The organism is Pseudomonas corrugata, assembly GCF_001269905.1.
GTDB lineage: Bacteria > Pseudomonadota > Gammaproteobacteria > Pseudomonadales > Pseudomonadaceae > Aquipseudomonas > Aquipseudomonas corrugata.
Window position 1 is genome coordinate 152,837 of record NZ_LHVK01000022.1, and the last position, 26,171, is coordinate 179,007.

A 26,171-nucleotide genomic window follows, 5' to 3' on the forward strand; every position below is an offset into this window, starting at 1 on the left:
AATGCGCTGTTGTTGTTTTCACCGAGTATTGGAATTGCCGTTATTCTTTGTAAATTGAAATGTTCGGCTGCCTGTATTCGGAAAAACAAAATGAAGAACTCGATCCAGCACATCCGCGCCTTCCTGGCCGTGGCGCAAACCGGCAATTTTGCCAAGGCTGCCGCGATGCTGAACCTCTCGCCTTCGGCCCTGACCGTACAGATTCAACAGTTGGAGGATTGGCTCGGCGTCGCGCTGCTCGAACGCAGCCCGCGTCATGTGGCGTTGACCAACGCCGGACAGAACAACCTGCTGCCCATGGAGAAACTGCTGCTGGACCTGGACAACATTGTCAGCGCTTCTCGGGACCTGGCAGCGTTGCGTCGAGGCGTGGTTACCATCGCCGCCCTGCCCTCGCTCTGCGCCGGTGCGCTACCGCCGCTGTTGAAACAGTTCCGTGAGAAATTTCCCGGGATAGAGGTACGCCTGCGGGACGTGGTGGCGCGCCGGATCGACACGTTGGTGCGCGACGGCGATGTGGATTTCGGCCTTGGGGTGCGGGCAAGGACGAGCCATGGGTTGGAATTTCAACCGGTGCTGGAGGATCGGTTGTGCCTGTTCATTCCAGCCGACCACCCCCTGGCCCGTCGACGTACGGTCAAGCTAAGCGAGTTGACGACGCAACCGATCATTCTTACTGGGCGCGACAGCAGCGTACGAGAGTTGGTGGAGCAGCTGTTCGCCGATGCCAACCTCCCACTCTTGCCGGGCCTCGAAGCCAATTACATGTCGACGGTCCTGGCGCTGGTGCGCCAGGGGCTGGGCGCAAGCCTGCTACCGGAGTCCGCGGACGAAGGTCGGGAGGAACTGGTCAAGATCCCCATGGACCATCCCGGCGTTACTCGCCAGATCGGCTTGATCACCCGCCAGAGCCAGACAATGGCGCCGGCAGCCGAGCAATTCATCGAGATGTCCAAAGGTTTTTTTGAGGAGATGGCGAGAGCCTGAGCAACCTGGCTTCAGGTCCGGAACTGGGCAACGGCCTCCCGCAGCTCGTGCTCCAGCCCGGCCAGATCTCCGCAAGCCTGGACCACTTGCTGATTCACCCCGACACAACGCTCGGCCTCATTGCGCACCTGCATGACATTGCGGCTGACCTCCTCGGCCACGATGCTCTGCTGCTCGGCGCTGGCGGCGTTCTGTTGGTTCATCTGCTCGATCAGCGACACCGCTCCAGTAATGCCGCCCAAGGCTGTGCTCACCTGATCAGCCAGGGTGACGGTATCCACCATCAGGCGCGCGCAGCCCTGGATCTGTCCGACGCTGTGTTGCGACAGATGCTGCAGTCCGACAATCAGCGTCTCGATCTCGCTGGTCGAGGCCTGGGTTCGCCGTGCCAGCGCCCGCACCTCATCGGCGACCACGGCAAACCCCCGGCCCTGCTCTCCCGCCCGAGCGGCTTCGATGGCCGCGTTGAGTGCCAGCAGGTTGGTTTGTTCGGCAATTGAAGCAATCACGTCGGCGACCGTGCCGATGGTCTCTACCTGCCGCTGCAAGGACTCGATGGCTTGCTCGGAAAGTGCCATCTCCGCTGCCAGGCGATGGATCTGCTGGCTCGCCAGCTGCACGACCTGCTCACCACTGCGTGCCTGATGGTCGGCTTCGCCGGCGGCCTGGGAGGCCTGTTCGGCGTTGTGCGCCACTTGCGCAACCGTGCTGCTCATTTGCTGCATGGCGGTGGCTGCGTGTTCTGTCTCGACCCTTTGGCGTTGGGCCGCCCCGCTACTTTGGGCGCTGGCTGTGCTCAGGGTCCGGGTCGTTTGCCCCAATCCCTCGACACTCAGCCCGATACGCGCCACCAGCCGACGCAGATTGGTCGTCATCTCTCCAACCGCCGCCTTCAACTGACCCAGCTCATCCCTGCGCTTCGTGATGCCTTCGACCGCGTCACTCAGATCGCCCTGTGCAATCCGCCGGGCAATCTGCAGCGCCTCGCGCAGAGGGGCGACAATCAGATGGCGGATAACCAGAGATGCCAGCAACGCCAGGACAACGATAATCACCGCTCCCATTGCTTGCAGGCGCATCATCGAACTGCCCCGCTCGCCCATCTGCAATTGTCGATCGGCGGCGGCTTGTTCGACCTGGGTAAGCACGGCCTGGGCCTGGGAATCCATCTGCCCGGCCGTTTGCCTGCTCAGCGTCCGACTGTCCCGATAGCGCTGGAATGCCTTGCGATATTCGACCAGCGCCGCCCGTGCCGCCGCCAGGGACTCTTCGGAGTTCTCATCCACCCGGCCCTGGAGCAGCTCCAGCGCGTCACTCATTTCCTCCACTGTCTCGGTCCAGCCCTGGAGCGCCTCTGCTGCGCCCTCTTCCACATAGCGAAACTCCCGGTTGCGGGTGATCAGCAATTTTCGTTGCAGCGCCGAGGCCTGTTCGGCGAGGCTCAGCGGATCCCCTTCCAGAGCCTGGCCGCTGTTCAGTACACCGCGGATCTGGTCGTACATATCCAGTTCGACGGCCTCGAACTGCAGGCGGGCCTGTTCCGCCTGCTCCTGCATATGACGCAACGCCTCCACCGCCAGGCGCTGATGATCGATGAAGTGTGCGAACTGACCTGCATAGCTATCGACGGATTGCTGCATGGCGGTCAGTACCGCCACATCCTCCCTCGATGCGCCGGTCTTCACTTTATCGAGTTGAGTGCCCAGTGCCTGAATCAAATCCCGGACCTGGCGCATTGCCGAAGGTTCGGGATCAAGTGCATAGGCTTTCTCAGCATTGCGCATCTGCAGCGTCAGGCGATTGATCTCCACCATGGCGCCGACCTGCCGACTGTGTGCCAATAGACTAGCGCTGGCATACAAGCCCTGGGCGATGGCGGCCACCGCGAGCAAGGACACCAGGCCGAAACCGAGCAGCAGCTTCTGCCCCACCGAACAGTCGGCGAGCAGCCGGGCAGTTTTCTTCAGCATTATTCTTATCCTTATGCCTGAAGCAGATTGAGAGCACGCCTGAACACGGTCGCTGAATGACCCCGTCAGCCCTCCTCGACCGCCTGCAACGCGCCGCAGGCCTCAGGCTTTTTTGCGAACAACCTCTGCGGCAACAGGAAGTGAGCCAGCGCCGGTAACAGGATCAGGGCACCGAGCATGTTCACCAGGAACATGAACGCCAGCAGGATGCCCATGTCAGCCTGAAACTTGATCGGTGACCAGGCCCAGGTCGCCACCGCGATAGCCAGGGTGATGCCGGTCAACAGCACCACCTTGCCGGTGAAGAGCAGTGCCCGGTAATACGCCTCGGACAGCGAGGCGCCGGCACGCATGTGCGCCAGGATGATGCTCAACACATAGAGCGCGTAGTCGACACCGATGCCTACGCCGAGGGCGATCACCGGCAACGTCGCCACCTTGACGCCCATGCCGAGGCCAACCATCAGCGCCTCGCACAGGATCGACGTGAGTACCAGCGGCAGCACCGCGGCCAGTACCGCGCGCCAGGAGCGAAAGGTCACCCAGCACAGCAGGATCACCGCGCCGTAAACCCAGAACAGCATCTCGTGCATGGCCTTCTTCACCACGATATTGGTCGCTGCCTCGATCCCGGCGCTGCCGGCGGCCAGCATGAACTTCACCTCCGGCAGTTTCTGTTGCGCAATGAACGCTTCGCTGGTCTGCACCACTCGCTCCAGGGTGTCGGCCTTGTGGTCGGCCAGATACACGTAGAGCGAAAGCAGCGAACAGCCCTGGTTGAACAGTTCGCGTGGTGCCCGAGTCTGCACGGCGCCGAGGGCACCGTCGTTGGGGATCAACTCGTACCACTTGAAGTTGCCCTCGTTGTAACCGGCGGCAGCGACTTTACTCAGGGCAGCCATGGAGTTGGTGGATTCCACACCGGGCAACTGCTCCAGTTGCCAGGCCAGCGAATCGACCGCGGCCAGTGTCGGATAGCGTGTGCATTGGTCCTCCGGGGTTTTCACCATGACCACGAAGATGTCCGAACTGGCTGCGTAGTTCTGCGTCATGAACGCCGCATCACGGTTGTAGCGCGAGTCTGGTCGCAGCTCCGGGGCACCGGGATCCAGATCGCCGATCTTCAGGTGCAGGCTGACGGCAAACCCGCCTGCTGCCAGGGCCAGGCCGACCAGGCAGGCGGCAATGGCCCAGGAACGCCGGGTAAACAGGTCGAGAAAACTCCACAGCGGGTGCTTGACGTTCGCGCTCAACTCAGCGGTTTCCGCCCGCAGGCTGCGGGCTGCGGCCTTGGCACCGACGCCGATGTAGCTGAGCAGGATCGGCAGCAGGATCAGGTTGGTGAAGATCAGCACCGCCACGCCAATGCTGGCGGTGATCGCCAGGTCCTGGATCACCTGGATCTTGATCACGATCAGCACAGCGAAACCCACCGCATCGCAGAGCAGTGCGGTCATGCCGGCGGCGAACAGACGGCGGAAGGTGTAGCGTGCCGCGACGACCCGGTGGGTGCCACGGCCGATGTCCTGCATGATCCCGTTCATTTTCTGCGCACCGTGGCTCATGCCGATGGCGAACACCAGGAACGGAACCAGCGCCGAGTATGGGTCCAGATCGTAGCCGAGGGTGGCGAGCAGGCCGATCTGCCAGAGCACCGCCACCAGGGAGCAGAGCACCACCAATGCCGTGCTGCGTGCACAGCGGGTGTACCAATAGAGCACCGCCACGGTCACCAGCACGGCGACCGCGAAGAACAGCATGACTTGTCCCAGCCCGGCGATCAGGTCACCGATGATCTTGGTGAAACCGGTGATGTGAATCTGGATGCGCTCGTTCTGGTACTTGTCGCGCAAGGCCTCCAGTTGCCGTGAAAACTCACCGGCATCCAGTGCCTTGCCGGTCGCCGGGTTGATTTCCAGCAGCGGCACGAAAATCACACTGGACTGGAAGTTGCCGGCCACCAATTGGCCGATCTCACCGGAACGGGCAACGTTGGTCCGCACCTCATCCAGGCTGGCCGGCGAACCGTCGTAGCTGTCCGGAATCACCGTGCCGCCATCCAGGCCGTCCTCGGTCACGGCGGTCCAGCGCGTGGTCGGCGTCCACAGAGACTTCATGTAAGGCTTGTCGACACCTGGCAGCAGGTAGATCTCGTCGTTGAGCTTGGCGAGAGTATCGAGGTAATCCTTGTTGAAAATAGTGCCTTGCTTGACCGCCACGGCGACGCGGATCGAGTTGCCGAGGCCGCTCAACTCACTGCGCTGTTCGAGAAAGTTGGCCACGTAGGGATGGGAGGTCGGGATGGTCTTCTCGAAACTGGCATTGAGGCCGATCTTGCTGGCCTGATAACCCAGCACCAGGGTCACCAGCAGGCAGAGCAGCATGACCCAGGGCCGGTGGTTGAAGATCGCCCGCTCGCCGAGGTTGCCGGAACGCGGATCGAAATCCTCCAGGCGAGCCATCACCACTTGCTGTTCGAGGGAGGAATTATGGTCGTTCACATCGGACTCCAAATACGGCCGCATGGGCTGTGCAAATAGCGCTCTGGCAAGTAGGTTCAGCGCTGCGCCGAGGCAAGGGCTGGCTCGAGGCGGGTCAGCCCGCCCAGGCCGACGCAGATCAAGCTGCCATCGGGGGCCGCCACCAGACCGGCGATCGAGGTGCCGGTCGGACCGGAAAGATGCCGCAAGCGGCTTCCCCGACCGGAACTGAGCAGCAGGTCACCGGCCTGGCTGGCCAGGACCAGCGCTCCGTCCTTCAGTTGGGTGCCGGCGGACAAAGCCACCTCCAGGCCGGTTTCGATACGCCGCCAACTGTTCCCCTGGTCACCCGACCAGAAGGCGTTGCCGCGCAGGCCGAAGGCGATCAACTCGCCGCTGGCACTGCCTTGCAGACCAAAGAAACTGCCTTCATAGGGGGATTCGAGCGACTGGAAGCTGCGACCGTTGTCTTTGGAGCGCAGTAACAGACCCCGCTCACCGACGATGAACAGTTCGCCACCCATCGCCCGGATGCCATAGAGGTTGAGCCCCTCGGGGTTGTCCACCTGCTGCATCCATGGTTTCCAGGTTCCACCACCGTCCACGGTATGCAGGATCAGGCCATAGGCACCGACTACGTAGCCGTTGCGACGGTCGCTGAAGTACAGGTCGAGAAACGGCTTGTCCGGCCCGTCCGCGACCAGCCGTTCGGCGTCTTCGATACGCTGGGTGTCGTCGCCCTGTTGCGCGTCAACCAGCGCCAACTGCGCCGCAGCGACGCCATCGAGTTGCTTGACCCAGGTTTCGCCACCGTTGGTGCTGTGCAGCACCACGCCCATATGGCCGACGGCCCAGCCCTGCTCGTCATCGACGAACTGCACCGCCGTCAGGCTGACACTGACCGGCACCCGGGCCTGGCGCCAGCTCTTGCCGGAATCGTCAGAGAGCAGGACGATGCCGCGCTCGCCGACCGCCACGAGCCGTTCGCCTGCGCGAGTCACCGCCAGCAACGCGGCGTGCGTTGCCTTGGCACTTTGCAGTGCCGTCTGGTCGAGCAAGGCAATTCGTGGGCTGGCCGTTGTCCAGCCCGACATCAGCAAGACCGTCAGCGCCAGGACCACCGACGACGCCCGCCTGAGTGAAAAGTTACCGATCATATCCGCTCCAGCCACCACTCAAGAGTTATCCAAACCGAACGCGCCAGTGCCAGGGCTCCGGCGCGTTGGCAACGGCTCAACGCGAACTGTCGTTGGCCATGGCGTCAGGCGTGAAGAATGAAGATGGCGGACGCGGATAGCTCTGGTACTGGATATCCAGGTCGTTGGCGGCCGAGTTCAGGAAGTAGGCGCCGGTCTCCAGGTTGTAGCTGCCCCACGACATCTGTGCGGTGAGCGCCGGCATTTCCGGTGCCAACAGGGTCAGCGAGTAGTTGGTGCGACCCAATTTGCCCTGGGCGTCGTAACCGTCCACCAGCAGCACTTGCCAGGAGTCCTCGTCCACGTAATAGGTGCGTTTCGGCACCACGTGACGCTTGCCGTCCTTGAGCGTGGCGCTCACTACCCAGACCCGGTGTTTCTCCCAGCGCACCAGGTCCGGATTGAGGAAATTCGGCTTGACCAGATCATCGCTCTTCGCCGCGGCCGCACGGTTGTTGTTGTAGGGCACGAGCAACTCTTTCTTGCCTATCAGCTTTAGGTCGTGACGGTCGGTCGGGCCGAAGACCATGAAGGCCTCGTCGAAGAAGCCCACGCCCGAGGTGACGAAGTCCGGCGTGTCATAGGCGATGTTCGGTGCGCGCCGTACTCGACGCTGGCCGACCAGGTACTGCCAGGCGGCGCGTTTGCCGGGGTCCATGTCCCAGTGGGTCATCAGGCCCTCGCCGGCCTTGGACGAGGGCAGTTCCGTGGCCAGCTTGCCGATCAGGAACTTGCCGCCGAAGGTTTCGAGACTGCCGTCCTTGAAGTAATAAGGGCTCTGATACCAGAAACGTGCCCGGGTGGCCTGGATCTTCTTGCCGCCGGCGGTCATCAGCCAAGTGTCGAACGGTGAGTAAAAGGTATCGGCCCCCTGCCAGGACAGGCGGTAGTTCCACAGCACCTCGGCCCCGTTCTGTGGCAACGGGAATGGGATGCCGCCATAGGCACCGCTGACTTTTTCCGAGTCCACGTCAAGGGTGGCACGGGTCGCGTTCTTCAGCGTGTTGTCATACACCCATTGCGGTGCGGCGGCGCTGCGGTGAGTCGGATAGACGTCCAGGCGATAGCCCGGGTATTTCTGTAGCAAGGCTTTAGCGCCGTCGGACAGCTGGTCGGCGTACTGCGCCATGTTGGCCGCGCTGACCGAGTACAACGGCTTGTCGGCGGCAAACGGGTCGGCACGCTTGTCGCCGTTCTTGTAGCCCGCCGGTGCTGTCGTATAGCCGCCGGTCCATGCCGGAATGCTGCCGTCCTTGTTGCCCGCGCGCTCGGCGCCCATGGGGGTGAGGTCAGTATTGAGCCGCGCGGCCTGGTCGGGGGAAACCGCCGCCTGCACCACGCCGGCACTCAGCAAGGCAATGGCCAGGGCCGACATACGCAAGGAAAATTGGCTTTGCATAAGGGATGAAACCTCTTATTAGAATGTGGTTTTCACGTACATGGAGACGAAGTCACGGTCGGCCAGCGATTGCGCATAGCTGAAGTTGCCCGCCTCGTTCAGCCCTGCCGCAGCCTTGCCGAAGAAGTTCACGTAGTTGATGCCGAAGTCCCAGCGCTGCAGGTAAGTGGCCTTGAGCCCTACGCTCCAGTCACCGGCGTGGGAATTGCCGAAACCGCCCTTGCTGACGGCGGACGAGCGACCATCGAGGCCCACGCCGAAACCCACCGGTACGCTCACGTCGAGACCGTCGGCCACTTGGAAGTAAGTCGGTTCAGCCAGTACCCGCAGAGCAGTGGCATCCCGGGTGGTGTTGGGGTCCAATGCACCTGGGTTGTCAGTCACGCTGAGGGTGCGGTTCCAGGCCAGTTCGGCAAGTACCGAGCCACCGTCCCAAAGCGCGCCGGGCGACAGCAGGTAGATCGTCGACAGGTTCACATGCGCGGTCTTGCCTTTGGCGTAGAGCGCATCACCGTTGTTGTCCGCCGCGGTGCCCGGTGTCACCACCTGCAGATTGCTGACCAGCGGTGCATTCCAGCGCACCGAAGTTTCCCCGGCGAAGTTGAACGGGCCATAAGCCGTGGAGAAGCTGGCGCCGACAGTCTTGATGTCTTCGGCGTAGACCTGGCGGTAGGAACTCAGGATCGGCAAGCCAGTGGCGGCGGCCGCCGCACCGTCCAGGTAGGCGTACAACGCGCTCGGCGTCTTGTCGTGATACTGGGCGGCGTAGAAACCGAGTTCCAGTTCGGTGTCTTCGGGCTTGAAGCGCAGTTGCAGGCCGCCCTGCCCCGAGTTCTTCGCCTCGATATCGGAAGCATGGACGGTGGTGTTGCCAAACACCTCGGCCCAGTCCCCTGCCCCCTTGCCAATACCATCGTTGTCGCTGAGGTAGCTGCCCGCCCCTGGCACGTTGGAACGCTCCCACTCGAACTGGTAGTAGGCCCCAACGGACAACTGCGGGTTGATCTGCAACTGGCCGGACACTTGATTGACCGGACGCAGGATTTCCTTGAACTGGGTCCCTGGTACGCTGAGCAGCTTGACGACGTCGGTTGGCCCTTGTGCGGCGGCGATGCCGTTGCTGCCGTAGAACAGGCTCTCGCCATAGATCAGGCTATGCCGGCCCAGGCGTACGGTGCCCTGGCTCGCATCGCCGACATCACCGCGCAGAAACACGAAGGCATCCAGCAATTCGGCGTCGCGCCCGTGGAGTTCGCGGGTATCGCTGAGGAAATGCGGATTCGCGCTGTCGTCGGTGTCCTTGTTGTAGATATCGTCATACCAGGCCGCCCCGCTGACGCGCAGCCCGTAATTTTCCCGATTCAGGTCCATTTCGCTGAACAGGTCCAGTCGGTTGGAGACCAGGCCGCGACTGAAATTCTTGTCGCCCTGGCCCTGGATCGAAGGGTACAAGCCGCCCGCCGTGGAGGCGTTGGTCAAGTGGTCGTCGGCACCTTGCAGGCGCCAGGCCTGGCTGTACTTGATGGTGTTGTCCCAGCGCAGGCGCCAGTCACTGTCGCCCAGATCTATCTGTGCGGCCTGGGCCTGGGCGGCCAGCCCGGCGAGGCACACCGAGAGTGCCAGGGTGGAACGCTTGAAGCCCGGATAGCATCGAGTGTTGTGCATGGTGTTCCTCATTGTTCTTGTTGTGTGGAAACGTGTTGTCTGGAAAGCGACCGGCAATGAGCTGCCCGCCAATGTGCAGGCGATGGTTCCTCGTTCAGATGTAGGTGGAGGCCAGCCCGCCATCGACAGGCAGGTTGACGCCATTGATCCAGCGGGATTCGTCTGCACTCAGGAAGGCGATGGCAGCCGCCACCTCATCGGCATAGGCCGGACGCTTCATGCGATGAGCATCGGCCTCGACGCGTTCCTGGCCGAGCATGCTGACGAAATCACCCAGGATGGGCGTGAACACCGGGCCCGGCGCCACGCTGTTCATGCGTACCGAGGACTGCAGGAACCAGGGCTGGGCCTGCACATAGTTCCAGACGATCAGGGCTTCTTTGAAATACTGGTAGCAGCTCTCCTGGGGCACCGGGTGCTGAGCCAACCAGGCTTGCCCCTGGAAAAAACTTTCAGTGCGGGCCAGGGCTTTATGCAGCTCTAACCGCTGTGGCCACTGCGCACCGAGGATCGAGGCCACGTTGACGATGCTGCCTCCGGCTCGGATCCGGGGCAGGACCGCGGCGCAAAGGTGACGCAGGCCGAGGTAATTGACCTGGGCCACCAACTGCGGATCGGCTGTTCCTGGCACCCCGGCGATGTTGCACAAGCCGTCGATCTGTTCCGGCAACCGTCGCACGGCGGCATCGATGGCCTCGGGGTGACTGAGGTCGGCCTGGACAAAGTCATCCAGGCTCAGGTTGGGCTCGTTGCGATCCATGCCGATCACGATGGCCCCGTGGGCACGCAGGGTTCGGGCTGTCTCGGCGCCGATGCCCGAAGAGACTCCGGTCACGACGATCCTTTTGCTGGTCAGCTTCATACGGGTTTCCCGATTCGTGCTCGTACTGCCTCCCATGAAAGCGGGCAGCCAAGTCATATTGTTATTGCCGAACTAGTTATGCTCGGTAACTAGTTGTAGCAAGCGATATGCCATCTAACGGCAATGACAGGGCAACCGCTCAAGCTCGCGGCATACAGACATTCTTGGTGAATATCGACGTGAGACAGGGGGAGTCGGGCGCTGAAAAAAGTGATGATTTCAGCAATTTCATGCTGCACTATGCAGATTATGATTACTCATATTAAGGATTTCCGATGGCAGACAAGCTGATCTCCCTGGCCGAGCTCTCCAGCGGAGTCCGAAAGAAACCCGTGCGCGGCGCGAGCGAACAATTGCCTCCCGACACGGCCCCCACACTGCAGGATCTGACCGAATGCCTGATGTTCAGCCCCGGCGACGGTCGTATCTGGCTCAATGGCGCACGCATGCTGCTGATGCACAGCAGCGGCGTTGGCGCGCTTCGTCGGGAGATGATTGAAAGCATGGGCCTGGCCCGCGCCCGCGGCATTCTGCTGCGCACCGGCTACCACTGCGGTGCGCGGGATGCGGCACTGATCAAGGAGCGCTTCCCCGAGGCCGACTTCCTGGCGCTGTTCGCGGCCGGTCCGATCATCCATGCCATCGAAGGCGCGGTTAAAGTCGAGCCCGTGCATTTCGAATTCGATATGAACCTGGGCACCTATTACGGCGAATTCCTCTGGCACCACTCCAGCGAGGATGACGAGCACATCGCCCAGTTTGGCATCGGTACCGAGCCGGCCTGCTGGATGCAGACCGGCTATGCCACTGGATATACCTCGGCAATGGTTGGTCGATTGATCCTCTACCGCGAGGTCGAATGCCGTTCCACCGGTTCAAGCATCTGCCGGCTGATCGGTAAACCCGCGGAAGAATGGGACGATGCGGAAGAGGACCTGGCCGCCCTGAAAGCGGAACCCTTCGTCAGCAGCGGCGGACGTAGCACGGTGGCTCCCGACCCTGGCGGCAAGGGCGTATTACCGCCCGGTCTGCAAGCCGATCCGCAACCGACCCAGGACGGCGACATGGTCGGTATCTCCTCGGCCTTCAACGCTGCCTGCCACATGCTGCGCCGGGTCGCACCGACCCAGGCGACCGTGCTGTTCACCGGCGAATCCGGCGTCGGCAAGGAAATGTTCGCACGCATGCTGCACCGCATCAGCCCGCGGCACGATGCGCCTTTTGTCGCGATCAACTGCGCCGCCATTCCGGAAAACCTGATGGAGTCGGAGCTGTTTGGCGTCGAGCGCGGGGCCTTCACCGGGGCGACCCAATCCCGCGCCGGGCGTTTCGAGCGAGCCGATGGCGGCACCCTGTTTCTCGACGAAATCGCCACTCTCAGCCTGGTCGCCCAAGGCAAGCTGCTGCGGGCCTTGCAGGAAGGTGAGATCGAGCGGGTCGGCGGCAGCCGAACCTTGAAAGTCGATGTTCGAGTGGTCGCTGCGACCAACGTCGACCTGCGCGCCGCCGCCCAGCGCGGCGAGTTTCGCGAGGACTTGTTCTTCCGTCTGAATGTCTTCCCGATCCACCTGCCGCCCCTGCGCGAGCGCAAGGAAGACATCCCGTTGCTGATGACTCACTTCCTGCACCGCTTCACCCGTCATCATGGCCGGCAGATAAGCGGCTTCACCCCGCGCACGGCCGACACCCTGCTTGCCTATGACTTTCCGGGCAACATCCGCGAGCTGCAAAACCTGGTGGAGCGAGGCGTGATCAGTGCGCCGGATGGCGGGGCCATCGACCTGGCCCACCTGTTCACCAGTGGCGAGCGGCTGGCCCAGCCGATGTTCTCCATTGGCACCCGCGGCCAACTGGCGGCCGCCCCGAATGACCCGGCCACCCCTGCGCCTGTCGCGCCTGCCCATGCTGGCAATGAGGCGATCCAGGCCCTGTTCGGCGGCAAGGACCTGAGTCGGCTGTCACTGCAGGAAATTGAAGAAACGATGATCGACCATTGTCTGGCCGAGGTGAAAGGCAATGTTTCCGAGGCGGCACGCCGGCTTGGGTTGACCCGTGCTCAGCTGTCGTATCGGCTGTCGCGGCGGTCGGCGGGGGATTAAGGATCCATGGCGAGAGTATCTGTGGGAGCCAGGCTTGCCCGCGATGAAGTTAACGCGGTTTGTCCTGAAACCGAGGCGCCTTCATCGCGGGCAAGCCTGGCTCCTACAGTTCTCTTGCCAAAGGCTCATACCGACTCTGATTCGCGCTGGATGAAGCAACGCCCAAACATGTCGAGGGCCACGTCGACCCGTTGGCCGATCTGCTCGTCGGACCAGCTCTGCTGAACCCCAAGGGTGAACAGCTTGAGCGGTTGCGAGATCAACAGCGCATCGATCAGTTCGACCGCCGGTTCGACATCCCCACGTGCCAAGAGCCCCTTGCCCGCTGCCTTTTCCAACCAGCTGCGCAACAGACCCAGGCAGCGCTCGGCGCCCTCCTGGTACCAGATCCTGGCGATGTCCGGAGCTGTCTCGCGCCCTTGCGCGGCCATCAAGTAGAGCCCCAGCGCCAACGGCGACAGGGTCAGGCGCGCCCATAGGGTCAGGTACATGCGCAGTTCGCTGAGCAGGTCTTCGGCGCAGTCGATTCCGCTTTCCAACAGCAGCTCGAGGGTCGACAAGTCCCGGGCCACCAATTGTGAAAGCAGCGCTTCCTTGCTCGCCACCAGCAGGTACAAGGTTTTCTTCGAAATGCCCGCGGCGCGGGCGATGGCATCCATGGTGACGTTGGCAAAGTTGCCACTGCCGAGTATCTGCGCCGCCGCATCGAGCAACAGACTCATCTGCTCCTCGCGGCTGCGCACCGGCGGACGACCGCGCCTGACGGCCTGTGGAGTGGTTTCAGGCATGAGGGGCATCCTGGTTAGCGTTGATCAAACATGCACATGTTACCTGTGGCGAGGGGATTTATCCCCTCGCCACAGGGGGAGTCAGTGATTCTCGACCAGCATGCTATCGGCCTCCACCCGCCCCCCCTCGAAAGCCCCGCGCAATGCATCCTCGATGAACTGCCATGCCTCATCCGCAGAAGCATCCGGTCCCAGATGAGTAAACATGTGATCGCAGCCGGGGAACATTTTCTCGTTCACCGTAACGCCGGCCTGACGCAGTTTCTCTCCATAGGCCTCGCCTTCGGCGCGCAGGATATCGTACTCGGCAGTGATCAATGTGGCGGCAGGCAGGCCTCGCAATGCCTCGACCGGCGCCAGCAATGGCGAGACGAGGGGATCGCGGGCCTGTGCCGGATCGCTCAGGTAACACCGGTTGAAAAAACGCATCAGCCCCGGACCGAGTAACGGTTTGTCGAGGGTCGAACGCTTCAGTTCGGGAGCCTGGGAGACATCCAGCGCCGCATAGTCGATGATCTGGTGCACCAGCCGCAGGCGCTGGTGCCCTCGCGCCAGGATAGCCAGACCGGCGGCCAGGTTGCCGCCAGCGCTGTGCCCTCCGACGGCGATGCGCTGCGGATCGATACCCAGCGTCGCGCCCTGCTCTGCCAGCCACTCCAACACCTCGAAGCTCTGGCGCAAACCCGCCGGAAAGGGATGCTCGGGAGCCAGGACGTAATCCAGGTTGACCACCAGGCAACCCAGGTTGTGAGCCAGACGGCGGCAGTAGCTGTCGTCGTGTTCCGGCACCCCGGCGACAAATCCACCGCCATGCAGGTTCAGATACACCGGCAGGCGTTCCCCGGGCGGCACATCGGGCCAGTAGAACAAGGCTCGCGCAGCCCCCCAGGTCGTCGGGATGTACTGCTCGTCGACCGAACGCAACGGATAGCGTGCCGGGTCGTAGACGAACTTGGGCTTCATGCGCTTGGCAAGGGCGCGCAGCAGCTTGGCCTTGAGCGTTTGCAACAGGTTCATGGTCAGATCTCCCGGGTGGCTCAGTTGGCCGTCAGCAAGTGGTCAAGCAGGCCATGGATCATCGGGCCGTAGGGAGCGCGCATTGCCAGGTTGGACTCACCGATAGCGCTCTGCACAACCACCGCCTTGGCGTGGCTGAATGTTCGGAAACCATAGACGCCATGATAGGCCCCCATGCCGGAGTGACCGACCCCGCCAAAGGGCAGTGCCTCGAACAGCACATGGCTCATCACGTCATTGATCACAACGCCGCCCGAGGTTGTCCGCTCCAGCACGTCGCGGCGCTCATCGGCGTCTTCGCCGAAATAGTAGGCCGCCAACGGCCGAGGCTGCCCGTTGACGTAGTCGATGGCTGTGGCGAAGTCGCGATAGGTCTTGATCGGCAGCAACGGTCCGAAGATTTCCTCGCGCAGTACCTGCATCTGCTCACTGGGATCGAGCACCAGAGTCGGGGCGATCTTGCGGATCTCGCGGTCGCTCAGGTCTTCTTGAGCGGGGTTGATCTCCACCAGTCTGGCCCCCTTGGCCTCGGCATCGGCGAGATAGTCCCGCAGACGGTCGAAATTGCGCGGGTTGATGATTGACGTGTAGTCAGCATTGCTGCGCAGGGACGGGTACATGGCGCTGACGAAGCGTATGGCCTCGCTGACGAAATCCTCCAGGCACTCTTCCGGCAGCAACACATAGTCCGGAGCCAGGCATATCTGCCCGGCGTTGAAGGTCTTCACCGTCAGGACCCGCTGCACCACGGTAGCCAGGTCGGCGCTACGGGAGACCAGCACCGGCGACTTGCCGCCCAACTCCAGGGTCACCGGCACCAGATTGTCCGAGGCGGCACGCATGATATGCCGGGCCACTGACGTGCCACCGGTAAAGATCAGATGATCAAAGGGTTGCGCGCTGAACAGCGCTCCCACCTGCGCATCGCCCAGTACCGTGCAGAGCTCGCGCTCGTCGAAATATCGGGCAATCAGCTCATCCAGCAGAGCCGAAGTACGCGGCGTCAGCTCCGAGGGCTTGAGCATGGCCCGGTTCCCGGCAGCGAGAATACTTGCCAGCGGCCCGAAGGCCAACACGATGGGGAAATTCCACGGACTGATCACCCCCACCACGCCCAACGGCTGGTAGTCGACCCGCGCTTCGCAACCTGGGAACGGAGCCGGCTGCGTCTCCGACTGCATCCACTCGGCCAGGTGCTCGCGGCAATGCTTGAGGCTCGCCACCGAGCCGGCGATATCCGACAGCAGGGTCTGTTCGCGACTGCGGTTGCCGAAGTCCGCAGACACCGCCGCGACGATGGCTTCACGGTTATCCAGCAGCAGGGCAATCGCCCGGTCGAGTCGGTCACGGCGCAACTCCAGGCTCGCGGGCCCATCGTCCACGTGGGCCTGCTTCATCCGTGCAAGAGCGCTAGCAAGTTGTTCGGCGGGGGGCATTGTAGCGGGGCGACCGAGAATACTCATGACATGGGTTCCTGCTGGTTAAATTGTTATTAGCCAGTACTAATACCGGACAAGCTGGCACCTCTGCCGGCTCGCACGATGGAGTATGACAAAAAACAAAATAAAGGAAACCCATGGGTTTCCTTATTTTCAGCAGGCGGACGAATGGCTTTTAATGCCCATAAACATGGGGTTCATCTCTAAAGGATGGTCATGCCGCGCAAAGGTGACTTCGAGCATGACTGTTTTCTGAGAATCCTTATCTACGACTTAAAAGCGTGCCCCCGCGAAGAATTGATTATATTTACTAACATTACCCTGGCGCCGCTCATTTGAGCAGCGCCTTGCTGTGGCCCTCTGCTTACCAAAGCGCCATCGTATAACTGACAATCAACCGGTTCTCATCCAGGTCATTGCCAAAGTTCGATCGCACCGAGGCGTTGCGCCATTTCAATCCCAACCCTTTCAACGAGCCGTCCTGCACCACGTAGGCAATGTCGGTGTCGCGTTCCCACTCCTTGCCCTCCCCCGGCGCAGCACGTTGCACGTTATCACCGGAAATGTAGCGACTCATGAACGTCAGACCAGGAACACCGAGGGCGGCGAAATTGTAGTCATAGCGCGCTTGCCAGGAGCGCTCGTCGATATTGGCGAAGTCGCCGATCTGGACGAAGTTGACCAGGTACGGGTCGCTGCGACTGATGTACGGGAAAGGGTCGTCGCCACTCATGCGCTGGTAGCCCAGGCCTAATGCATGACCACCAAGACTGTAGGTAAACAGCGCGCCAAAGGCCTGGTTGTCGATGTTGCGGAAGTTGCCGTCCTCGCTGCTGCGCGAATAGCGCACGTCGCTTTTGAGTGCCTGGCCGGCCCCCAGGTCCAGGGTATGGACGAATCCGAAATAATTCTGCTGGTAAATGTCCTGCAGCTTTCCATAACGGTATTGCGCCGTAAGGTTCGGCAGGAACTGATAGTCCGCTCCGGCGAACTGGAACTTGTCACTGGTGCCGCCGATGCGGTTGGCGGTCATGTCCTGGTAATCAGTGGAGTCGACGACGTTGATCTGGGTGATCTGCCCACCGGTCAGCTTCAAACGATCGATTTCCTGCACATTCAGCAGCCCCCCCTTGAACGTCGCCGGCAGCAGCCGCGTATCGTTGGAGCTCACCACCGGATCCTTGATCTGCAGCGTTCCCGCCTTGAGGGTGCTGTTGGACACTCGCATCTTGGCGGTCAGACCCAGTTCACCGTAGCGGTCTTGAGACCCTCCGGACAAGTCCGCCGGCAACAGGTTGGTACCCGCCGTGCCGCCACCCGAATCCAGCTTGAAACCGGCCATCCCCAAGGCATCCAGGCCGAAACCGACGGTGCCGGCGGTGTAGCCCGACTCGATCCGTACCAGGAAGCCCTGGGCCCACTCCTCGGCCTTGTCCCGTGAACCTTCCTGGCGAAAGTCGCGGTTGAAGTAGAAGTTGCGCGCCTCCAGGGTGCCTTTGCTGTCGGCGATGAAATCCGCATGGGCGGCGGGCATGCCGATCAGGCTCAAGCCAAGTACCGTACCGATTGGGGCGTATCTGCGTGGGGAGTATCTGAAATGTTGCATGCGTGCTCCTTTTATCGGCGCGAGCGAACCCTCTCGGGGGGCTTTGCGGGCGCCTCGTTATTCTTGTGTGAAGACGTTGTCGTTGGGACACGAGCGCAGCGACCTGCGTCGTCGGAGTGGATTCTTCGCGCCGCGCCTCGAAAGCGTCAAACGGGAAAAAAGGCAGATCGGGTATAAGAAAATTTGATGCATCCATCGGCCGGATCTGGAGTAACAATTGCAATCATAAGAACCACAAGCACCAAGAGAGCCGTCATGAACCTCAAGTTTCTCGAAACCTTCGTATGGGTTGCCCGGCTGCAGAGCTTCAGCCTGACCGCCGAAAAGATGTTCAGCACCCAGGCCGCGATCTCCGCCCGGATCGCATCACTGGAGGACGAGTTGGGCCAGCGCCTGTTCGTGCGAGATTCCCGGGGTGTATCGCTGACGCCCGAAGGCTTCAAGGTGCTCAATTACGCCGAGCAGATGCTCGAGGTCCAGCGTGCGCTTAAGCAGTCGCTGGACACCGGCAGTGAGCAGCAAGGACTGGTGCGCATCGGTGTGATGGATACGGTGATCCACACCTGGCTGAGCCCGTTGATGTCAATGCTGATGCAGGCCTTTCCGGCGGTGGAAATCGAAATCACCGCCGACGCTGCACGTAATCTGTGCGAACAGTTGCAGAAGGGTTACCTGGACATCGCTTTCCAGACCGACCTGGTCCGCCACGAAAGCGTGCGCAACCTCGAATTGGGGCACTACCCCATGCATTGGATCGCCGCCAGTCATTCGATCTATGCCCGCCCGTATGCTTCGCTGGCCGAGATGGCGAGTGAACGCATCATCACCTTCGTCAAGCAGTCACGCCCCCATCAGGATGTACTCAACCTGCTGTATGCCCAGGGGGTCAACACGCCACGGGTCAGTTGCGTCAACTCCGTGTCGGCCATGACGCGGTTGATTCGTGACGGTTTCGGTATCGGCGCCCTGCCTGCAGCCTTGGTGGCCAAGCCCCTGGCGAGCGGCGAGTTGATCCAGTTGGAGCCGGGCACGTCCCTGCCCCAGTTGAACGTCGTTGCTTCCTGGCGCGCGGGCGTGGGACTGGAGCTGATCGAAAGCATCGTCCAGATGAGTCGCCAAGTGGTCGGTCAATATGCCCTTGATGTCGGTCCTCAACGCATGGTGGCGGCGCCAGGTCTGAACAGCCTGCTCGCCCTCGAATAACTTTTATTTGTCACGGGGTAGCAACATTCCTTGTTGGACGCCATTGCCCGGGTTTTCTAAAAAGAACGGACGAACCCACGGAGAAACCTTGATGTCCCTCCCAGCCCTGTCTTTTGAACAACTGCAGCAGTACGACCCCCTTGCCCTGCGCCAGCGCATCGCTGCCGGCCAGTACCAGGGGCACACCAGTGGCTTGGGCAGGGGCCGGGTACAAGCCAATATCGTGATCCTGTCCGGCGATTGGGCCAACGAGTTCCTGCGCTACTGCACTCTCAATCGCCAGGCCTGCCCGATACTGGATGTGACCGAACCCGGGGACCCGTACTTCCGCAACCTGGGCAACGCCATCGATATCCGCCACGAAGTGCCTCGCTACCGGGTCTTCCGTGACGGCGAGTTGAGCGAAGAGCCGCGGGACATCGAGCATCTCTGGCAGGACGACATGGTCGCCTTCGCCCTGGGCTGTTCATTTTCTTTCGAACAACCACTGCTGGAAGCCGGCATTCGGCTGCGACACATTGATCTGGGCCGTAACATCGCCATGTTCCGGACCAACATCGACACTCGCCCCACCGCCCGGCTCTCCGGCAAAATGGTCGTGACCATGCGGCCGATGAAAGCCGCCGCCGCGATCCAGGCGATCCAGATCACCGGTCGCATGCCCAATGTCCATGGTGCTCCAGTGCACATCGGCGACCCTTCGCTGATCGGCATCCAATCCCTGGGCAGACCGGATTACGGCGACGCCGTGCCAGTCGAGGCGGATGAGATCCCGGTGTTCTGGGCCTGCGGCGTGACCCCGCAATCGGTGGTCCAGGCCTCCCGTCCCCCGCTTTGCATCACCCACGCACCGGGTTGCATGCTGGTGACGGATTTGTGGAATAGTGCTTTGTAGAGAACGAACAAGGCTCCTCGGTCAAGCCACCCATCCTGTGGGAGCGAGCCTGCTCGCGATAACGGTGTGTCAGGCACCGTCGATGTTAACCCTGCCGCCGCCATCGAGAGCAGGCTCGCTCACACAGGGTTTTGCGTGGCACTTTCAATCAGACATGGATACCCGATGAACACGGCCCAACGATCGATCCAACAGTACATCAATGCCAAGGACAGCAACCGCCCCCACCTGCTGGACCAGGCCTTCACCGCCGATGCCACGCTGGACATGGTCGTGCGCACCGGCTCGATTTCTTTTCCGGGGCACGTGGAAAGCCGCGAGGCCATTGGCGATGTCCTGGTCAGGCGTTTTGGCCAGACCTTCGAAAACGTCTATACGTTTTGCCTGAGCGCCCCGCCTTCCGGGAATGCCGAGGCATTCCAGTGCACGTGGCTGGTGGCGATGTCGGACAAGCACAGCAGCGAGGTCAGGGTCGGTTGTGGGCTGTATGACTGGCAGTTCGAGCCTGAGTCCAATCTGGCCGAGGGACTGACGATCACCATCGAGCATATGGTGACGTTGCCGGCAACCGATCTGGCGCCGGTCATGGCGTGGGTCTCGGCGCAGGACTATCCGTGGTGCGCCGTTCGCGCGCTCATGAACAGCGTGCCGGATACCGCGGGGCTTGAAGCGGTGCTCCAGTATGTGGCGGCCCAAACGCAGTAATCCACTCATTGCCAATCTCAGTACCGGAGAGCCGCCAACGTGAATATCAAGTTTCTGGAAACCTTTGTCTGGGTCGCTCGCCTGAAGAGTTTCCGGCTCACGGCGGAGAAACTGTTCACCACCCAGGCGTCCATTTCCAGCCGTATCGCGGCCCTGGAAGACGAGATGGGCGTGCGGCTGTTCGTGCGCGACTCCAAAGGAGTGTCGCTGACCTCCGAAGGGCAACGGGTGCTGGAGTATGCCGAGCGCATCATGGACACCATGCAAAGCATGAAAGCCGTGATCAAGGATCCGCGCCAGGTACGCGGCAGGATCCGCATAGGCGCCATGGATACGGTCATCCACACTTGGCTCAGCCCGCTGGTGACGCGCCTGATGGAATGCTATCCGGCCCTGGAAATCGAACTGTCGGCCGACACGGCGAGCAATCTGTGTTCCCAGTTGGAAAAAGGCTACCAGGACATTATTTTTCAGACCGATATCCTGCGTCTGGACAGCGTGCGCAATGCACTCTTGACCCGTTATCCGATGCATTGGGTGGTGCGCACCGGCTCTATCTATGACCGGCAATACGCCTCGCTGGAGGATCTGTCCCAGGAGCGTATCGTGACGTTTTCACGCAACTCGCGGCCCCACCAGGACATCCTCAACCTGCTGCACTCGGCGAACATCGTGTCACCGCGCATCAACTGCGTGAACTCGGCCTCGGCCATCACCCGCCTGGTTCGTGACGGCTTCGGCATCGGCGCCATGCCGGCGGCGTTGGTACAGGGCGAACTGGCCCACGGCACATTAACCCTGGTGACCGGCGTACCGCTGCCCTCGGTGATGGACATCGTTGCCAGTTGGCGCACCGGCGCGGGCATGGAGCGGGTGGAAGACATCGTCAGCCTGACCCGGGAGGTGGTGGGTGAGTTCGTCGCCGCTCTGCCGGTAGAGTGCCGTCTGGACGCACAGTAGGCGTCCCTGGCCTCTGTGGGAGCGAGCCTGCTCGCGATAGCGGTGTATCAGTCAACCTCGTCATCATAGCTTCACACCGATGGCCTACCGTGTGCGCCGATTGCTCCAGTCCCCTTCAATCGGTGAGTCGCTTACCTGATGCAAGCCCTCCTGAAAAAAACAAGAAATCAAGCCACCAACGCCGCGCCAGCAAACCTGCAACCAGCCCATGACGATGAGATCGATGTCCGGTTCCTGACGTCTACCGATCTCCCTGCGCTGCTGGAGCTCGAGCAAAGGAAATGGACCGACGACCAGCGTGCCGATGCGGTCATGCTGGCGAGTCGAATTGCTGCCTTCCCCACCTTGAGTGTCGGTGCATTCTGCGTCCATACCGGCGCCGCGTTGGCCTCGTTGTTCATGAAACCCACCCGGCACGACGTCATCCACCGCTGCTCGACGTGGGAAGACTGTGCCAGACGACAGCACGGCGATGAGTCCGCAGCGACCGGCACGTTGTTCGGCATCAGCCTGAGCAGCATCGACCCGAAAGCCGCGAACGCCATCTTCGAGTTCTTCTGGCCCTACGCACTCAAGCAGGGATGGTCGGACATCTACCTGGGCTCTCCCGTCCCAGGCCTGCGGAGCTGGCGCTCGAAGAACCCCGATATCACGGTCGCGCAGTACGTGCGCAGTGAACGCCAGGGGCTGCCGCTGGACCCACAGCTGCGTTATTACTTCAAGAAAGGTTTTCGCCAGATAGTCGCGATCAAGGACAACTACTTCCCCCATGAGCCGTCGCTGGATGTCGGCGTGTTGATCCGGGGTAAAGTGCCGCTTTCCGGGCTTTCATTCATCTGGAGGCGAATGCCGTTGCCGTGGTTGCAACGCATGAAAAAACTGGTCTTCGTGTGCTTGTGAAGACCAGCCTTCCTGGCACCGGAACCAACCTGCCCAGCTATCTGTTCCTGGCACTGTGTATCGGGAATACGGCTGCACTCGCCTGGCTCGCAGGGGACGAAGCATTCGGATGGCTGGGGCTTGCGCCGTTGGTGATACTCCAGGCGGTCCTGATGATCGGTGTCCAGGAGATCAAGCACCAGGGCGTGCATCGTCAGTTCCTCGTCGGCACGCGCCTCAATGACGCCGCAGGAATGCTCGCAGCGGCGATGTCCGGCGCCAACTTCGTCGGCTACCGCTACTTTCATCTGGAGCATCACCGTAAGACCTGTCAGGCCGACGATCCCGAAGGACTCATGTATGAACAGTCATGGCGAACGCGCCTGATCTGCCTGCTGGGCCCCGTCGAGCAACTCTGGACGACCCTCTCCACCAATGCCATCTCCCGACGTTATGTCCCGCCTCGCGAAGTCTGGCGCTGGCGCCGGAACAACGCCTTGATCGTCCTGCTCCTTGCCGCGCTGGCAGTGGGGATCCATGAGGTGCCTCGCCAAGTCATATGCGCCTGGCTGATCCCCTACTGCCTGTTTGCCTGGCTGGATTTCTGGTTGACCCAGGCCGAGCACTACGGTGTAGCGATCTTGGCCCAGGGTTCGCGTCGTGCCCCGGCGGAGATCACGACGGACGTTTACCTGCCGACTTGGGTGTCCTGGCTCATCCTGCACCGCTCGCTGCATCGCACGCACCATGATGCGCCGGCGACCCGTTGGTTCCATGCCCTCGCCCGCTCGAAGGTGCTGGCTGAAACCCGGCCAGGCAGCGCGGTGGGGCTGTGCGCCTTTCTTGCCACCTGGATGCGTTTCGGTCCTCGACTCTGGAAGTAAGCCTTGGAAAATCAAAAGCAGGACGAGCCTTTGCCCTTCCAGCCCTTCTGGAACGACACGCCGATCAAGACCTATCTGTTCGATGCATTTTCAGTGCTGCTGCCCGCGGGTGAACAGTTTGTGATTTCGGTGGTGGAGTCAGCCGCCTCACAGCTGCAACAGACCTCGACACTGGCCGCCGAATCGCGCCGTTTCGTCGCCGAGGAGCGCGCCCACCAGCGAGCACACAGGCTCTACAACCAGCAACTGGAAAAACAGGGGTTCGAGGTCAGGAAGTACGAAATCAGCATCGAAAAGGACCTCGGGCATGCGCAATCGAAGTTGTCGCTCAATGCACAACTGGCCCTGGCTGCCGCGTTCGAGCATGTGACGGCGGTGATATCCGGGATCGCCTTGCGCCAGGGCGGCCTGCTCTCGGAAGGGGAGTCTTCGCAGACACGCCTGTGGCGCTGGCATTGCCGCGAAGAAGTGGCACACCAGCACGTCACCACGGACCTGTTGCAAGCGTTGGGCATTCCTTACTGGCAACGCATGTTCTGGTTCATGGTGGCATCGGCGCTGCTGGCGTTCGACGTGCTGCGCCATGTCCACGGTTTTGCCCGCTTCGACATCCGGCGTGGTCGGGTCAGCGGCGCACAAGTGCGACGAGCTGCAGCTCGCCTGTTGCTGCGCGATGGCGTGAACCTGGGCTTGTTGATCGCCGGGTGGATCGGCTACTGCTTGCCATTAAGATCCGGCGCGACTGCGAACTGTCAGTGAACTGCAATATTCCCGACTTATTCTGGGACCCATACGCCACGGTTCATCACGGATCGCGGGTCATGCGTGCCGGGAATTGCCCAGGGAGCCCACCAGATGAAAATAACGGTATTCGGAAGCGGTTACGTCGGGTTGGTGCAAGCCGCCGTGCTGGCCGAAGTGGGCCATGACGTGATCTGCATGGACATCGACGAGCAGAAGGTCGAAAGCCTGCGTCAAGGCCAGGTCAGCATCTACGAGCCGGGCCTGGCGCCATTGGTGCGTGAAGGGCTTGACGCTGGAAGACTGCATTTCACCAGCGATGAACGGCTCGCCGTGCAGCACGGGCAGGTGCTGTTCATCGCGGTAGGCACACCCTCCAGGGAAGATGGCTCGGCCGACCTGTGCCAGGTCATGGCGGTGGGTGAGGCAGTCGCCCGCCATCGCGAGCACCCGGTGCTGTTGGTGGAAAAGTCCACCGTACCGGTGGGTACCGGAGACGCCCTACGGGCACACATCGACAAATGCCTGATCAAGGCCGGTCGCTTGCTGCAATTCGATATCGCCTCCAACCCGGAGTTTCTCAAGGAAGGCTCGGCGGTCGCCGATTGCCGGCGCCCGGATCGTATCGTGATCGGCTGCGAGCGCGATGAGGTGCGGGAAACCATGCGAGACCTGTACGCGCCGTTCAATCGCAACCACGACAGGGTCCTGTTCATGGACCTGCGCAGCGCCGAGCTGACCAAATATGCCGCCAACGCGATGCTCGCGACCAAGATCAGCTTCATCAATCAGATTGCGGAACTGGCGGAGCACCTGGGGGCCGACATCGAAGCGGTGCGCCTGGGCATCGGTGCCGATTCACGCATCGGCTATCACTTCATCTACCCGGGCTGCGGCTATGGTGGCTCGTGCTTCCCCAAGGACATGCGTGCCCTGATCCACAGCGCCGAGCAAGTCCATTGCGCCAGCGATCTGCTGCAAGCGGTGGAAGCCATCAACGGACGTCAGAAGCACAAGCTGTTCGAGCGGATCAAGGCGTTCTACAACGGCGATCTTCGCGGCAAAACCTTCGCGCTGTGGGGGCTGGCCTTCAAGCCCAACACCGACGACATGCGCGATGCCCCGAGCCGCGTGCTCCTGGAGTCACTGTGGGCCGCCGGCGCTGCTGTCCGGGCGTTTGATCCGGAGGCAATGCAACAGACCCAGCAGCTCTACCCCAACGAGTCGAAACTCATGCTGATGGGCACTCCGGAGGCGGTCTTGCCGGGGGCCGATGCGCTGATCATCTGCACCGAGTGGCAGCCGTTCAAGGCACCGGACTTTGCGCTGATTCAGCAACGGCTCAAGGCCCCGGTGGTGTTCGATGGTCGCAATCTCTACGACCCGGAGCGCATGGCCGACAAAGGCTTCACCTACTTTCCGATGGGGCGCGGGCGGTCATGCGACTTGCCCATCGCACCGCAAGCCAGGTACCAGATCCCGCGAAGCGCTTGAGCACACCCTTACTTCAAAATAAATGATCTCAAACAGCATTAATATGAATTTGTAAGCGAGGATGACGAACGTCACACTGTGCATCGTTCCTTCCCCAATTGTTGGAACACTTAAAGGGCTTTCAGGGATTCTCCCGTAAGCCCCTTTTTTTGTTCGCTTTTCGGATCTGTACTCAATGCTTTCTCGCTGGTTCCCTGCTGCCGTCAATACCCGTCCCACCGAGTGGAGTCGTGCCGCCATCGGCATGGCCCTGGGGGTCATGTTCAGTGTCTGGCTTTGCGGCCAAGTGTATGGCCTCGAAGTGGCGCAACACTTGATCGGCCCCCTGGGGGCTTCGGCGGTACTGCTGTTCGCGGTGTCTTCGGGCGCCCTTGCCCAACCCTGGTCGATTTTTGGCGGTTACTTGTGCGCATCGGTCGTGGGGCTGCTGGTGGCCCACGTGCTGGGCCGCACGCTGGGCAGCGCCTGCCTGGCAGCCGGCATGGCACTGGTGTTGATGTGCTGGCTGCGCTGTATTCATCCGCCGGCCGGTGCACTGGCAGCGACGTTGGTGCTGGCGGATTCGTCCATTGTTGCCCTGGACTGGCAGGCCCTCGGCGCGGCCATGCTCGCAGGTTGCGCTCTGCTCGTCAGTGCGCTGGCTTACAACAACCTGACGCGGGTGCGCTATCCGAAGCGGGCCAGCGAGCCGGTTGCGATCATTCCGGCCGACCACCCCCCTGTGGACCGTCAGGCCATTACCGCCGAGGACCTGAAACTGGCTCTTGCGGAAATGGAAGCGTTCTTCGACGTAACCCCTGAAGATCTCGAACAATTGATCCATGCCAGCGAGCGCAATGCCAAGCGCCGCAGCATCACGGAGGTGCTGTCGGGTCGCGACTGAGCCTGTGGCTGCTATAAAT

The 26,171-nt window shown here is 61.7% G+C and carries 21 protein-coding genes and 1 pseudogene; 11 read left to right on the top strand and 11 right to left on the bottom strand.

All coding sequences use genetic code 11. The features are described 5' to 3' along the window. Positions 1-90: 90 nt before the first annotated feature. A complete protein-coding gene (locus tag AD665_RS23270; RefSeq protein ID WP_053194009.1) occupies positions 91-987 on the top strand; it encodes a LysR family transcriptional regulator in 897 nt (298 codons plus the stop codon). An 11-nt stretch (positions 988-998) separates the two neighbouring features. On the opposite strand, the gene AD665_RS28250 is transcribed toward AD665_RS23270, so the two are convergent. The 7 genes and pseudogenes from AD665_RS28250 to AD665_RS23300 all read right to left on the bottom strand — a co-directional run bounded on the left by AD665_RS28250 (position 999) and on the right by AD665_RS23300 (position 10,559). Next, positions 999-1,862, bottom strand: coding sequence for a methyl-accepting chemotaxis protein (locus tag AD665_RS28250; protein WP_392397183.1), 864 nt, complete (start codon positions 1,860-1,862; stop codon positions 999-1,001). Beyond that, a pseudogene (locus AD665_RS28255) lies at positions 1,857-2,957 on the bottom strand (HAMP domain-containing protein); the annotation flags it as partial. The pseudogene AD665_RS28255 and the gene AD665_RS28250, both read right to left, overlap by 6 nt. A gap of 65 nt (positions 2,958-3,022) precedes the next feature. Next, positions 3,023-5,419 carry an efflux RND transporter permease subunit gene (locus tag AD665_RS23280; protein WP_231995060.1) on the bottom strand — a complete coding sequence of 799 codons (2,397 nt, stop codon included), beginning with the start codon at positions 5,417-5,419 and terminating at the stop codon, positions 3,023-3,025. 95 nt (positions 5,420-5,514) lie between these two features. Next, a complete protein-coding gene (locus AD665_RS23285; protein ID WP_053194012.1) occupies positions 5,515-6,594 on the bottom strand; it encodes a WD40/YVTN/BNR-like repeat-containing protein in 1,080 nt (359 codons plus the stop codon). Between the two features lie 76 nt (positions 6,595-6,670). After that, positions 6,671-8,032 carry a DUF1329 domain-containing protein gene (locus tag AD665_RS23290; RefSeq protein ID WP_024777074.1) on the bottom strand — a complete coding sequence of 454 codons (1,362 nt, stop codon included), beginning with the start codon at positions 8,030-8,032 and terminating at the stop codon, positions 6,671-6,673. Between the two features lie 18 nt (positions 8,033-8,050). Continuing rightward, positions 8,051-9,697 (bottom strand): DUF1302 domain-containing protein, encoded by a 1,647-nt coding sequence (locus AD665_RS23295; protein ID WP_053194014.1) that lies wholly within the window; start codon positions 9,695-9,697, stop codon positions 8,051-8,053. Between the two features lie 94 nt (positions 9,698-9,791). Further along, positions 9,792-10,559 carry a coniferyl-alcohol dehydrogenase gene (locus AD665_RS23300; RefSeq protein WP_024776432.1) on the bottom strand — a complete coding sequence of 256 codons (768 nt, stop codon included), beginning with the start codon at positions 10,557-10,559 and terminating at the stop codon, positions 9,792-9,794. A 275-nt stretch (positions 10,560-10,834) separates the two neighbouring features. Between AD665_RS23300 and AD665_RS23305 the strand changes: the two genes are divergently transcribed. Continuing rightward, positions 10,835-12,658 carry a sigma-54-dependent Fis family transcriptional regulator gene (locus tag AD665_RS23305; protein WP_024776431.1) on the top strand — a complete coding sequence of 608 codons (1,824 nt, stop codon included), beginning with the start codon at positions 10,835-10,837 and terminating at the stop codon, positions 12,656-12,658. A gap of 125 nt (positions 12,659-12,783) precedes the next feature. Here AD665_RS23305 and AD665_RS23310 read toward each other — a convergent pair whose 3' ends face one another. The 4 genes from AD665_RS23310 to AD665_RS23325 form a co-directional block, all read right to left on the bottom strand. Beyond that, positions 12,784-13,446: a TetR/AcrR family transcriptional regulator gene (locus AD665_RS23310; RefSeq protein WP_053194016.1), complete on the bottom strand. Its 663-nt coding sequence runs from the start codon at positions 13,444-13,446 to the stop codon at positions 12,784-12,786. Positions 13,447-13,527: 81 nt separating this feature from the next. Further along, a complete protein-coding gene (locus tag AD665_RS23315) occupies positions 13,528-14,463 on the bottom strand; it encodes an alpha/beta hydrolase (RefSeq protein ID WP_053194019.1) in 936 nt (311 codons plus the stop codon). A gap of 20 nt (positions 14,464-14,483) precedes the next feature. Continuing rightward, positions 14,484-15,926 (bottom strand): coniferyl aldehyde dehydrogenase, encoded by a 1,443-nt coding sequence (locus AD665_RS23320; RefSeq protein WP_053194021.1) that lies wholly within the window; start codon positions 15,924-15,926, stop codon positions 14,484-14,486. Between the two features lie 340 nt (positions 15,927-16,266). After that, the gene (locus AD665_RS23325; protein WP_053194023.1) at positions 16,267-17,508 is read right to left on the bottom strand and encodes an OprD family porin; all 1,242 of its coding nucleotides are present in this window, start codon (positions 17,506-17,508) and stop codon (positions 16,267-16,269) included. A gap of 255 nt (positions 17,509-17,763) precedes the next feature. Between AD665_RS23325 and AD665_RS23330 the strand changes: the two genes are divergently transcribed. From AD665_RS23330 to AD665_RS23370, 9 genes are all read left to right on the top strand, one after another. Beyond that, on the top strand, positions 17,764-18,711 hold the full coding sequence (locus AD665_RS23330; protein WP_024776426.1) for a LysR family transcriptional regulator: 948 nt from the start codon (positions 17,764-17,766) through the stop codon (positions 18,709-18,711). A 91-nt stretch (positions 18,712-18,802) separates the two neighbouring features. After that, on the top strand, positions 18,803-19,606 hold the full coding sequence (locus tag AD665_RS23335) for a putative hydro-lyase (RefSeq protein ID WP_024776425.1): 804 nt from the start codon (positions 18,803-18,805) through the stop codon (positions 19,604-19,606). Between the two features lie 165 nt (positions 19,607-19,771). Beyond that, on the top strand, positions 19,772-20,311 hold the full coding sequence (locus AD665_RS23340) for a hypothetical protein (RefSeq protein ID WP_053194025.1): 540 nt from the start codon (positions 19,772-19,774) through the stop codon (positions 20,309-20,311). Between the two features lie 39 nt (positions 20,312-20,350). Then, positions 20,351-21,271: a LysR family transcriptional regulator gene (locus tag AD665_RS23345; RefSeq protein WP_024776423.1), complete on the top strand. Its 921-nt coding sequence runs from the start codon at positions 20,351-20,353 to the stop codon at positions 21,269-21,271. A gap of 138 nt (positions 21,272-21,409) precedes the next feature. Continuing rightward, a complete protein-coding gene (locus tag AD665_RS23350; RefSeq protein WP_231995029.1) occupies positions 21,410-22,171 on the top strand; it encodes a hypothetical protein in 762 nt (253 codons plus the stop codon). After that, complete coding sequence (locus AD665_RS23355) at positions 22,168-23,034, top strand: fatty acid desaturase family protein (RefSeq protein WP_231995028.1); 867 nt, start codon at positions 22,168-22,170, stop codon at positions 23,032-23,034. Before AD665_RS23350 ends, AD665_RS23355 begins: the two co-directional genes overlap by 4 nt. A gap of 3 nt (positions 23,035-23,037) precedes the next feature. Further along, positions 23,038-23,793: a metal-dependent hydrolase gene (locus AD665_RS23360; protein WP_053194029.1), complete on the top strand. Its 756-nt coding sequence runs from the start codon at positions 23,038-23,040 to the stop codon at positions 23,791-23,793. Positions 23,794-23,889: 96 nt separating this feature from the next. After that, the gene (locus AD665_RS23365; RefSeq protein WP_053194030.1) at positions 23,890-25,269 is read left to right on the top strand and encodes a UDP-glucose dehydrogenase family protein; all 1,380 of its coding nucleotides are present in this window, start codon (positions 23,890-23,892) and stop codon (positions 25,267-25,269) included. 175 nt (positions 25,270-25,444) lie between these two features. Next, entirely contained in the window at positions 25,445-26,152 is a 708-nt protein-coding gene (locus tag AD665_RS23370) for an HPP family protein (RefSeq protein ID WP_024776418.1), read from the top strand. Positions 26,153-26,171 lie beyond the last annotated feature (19 nt).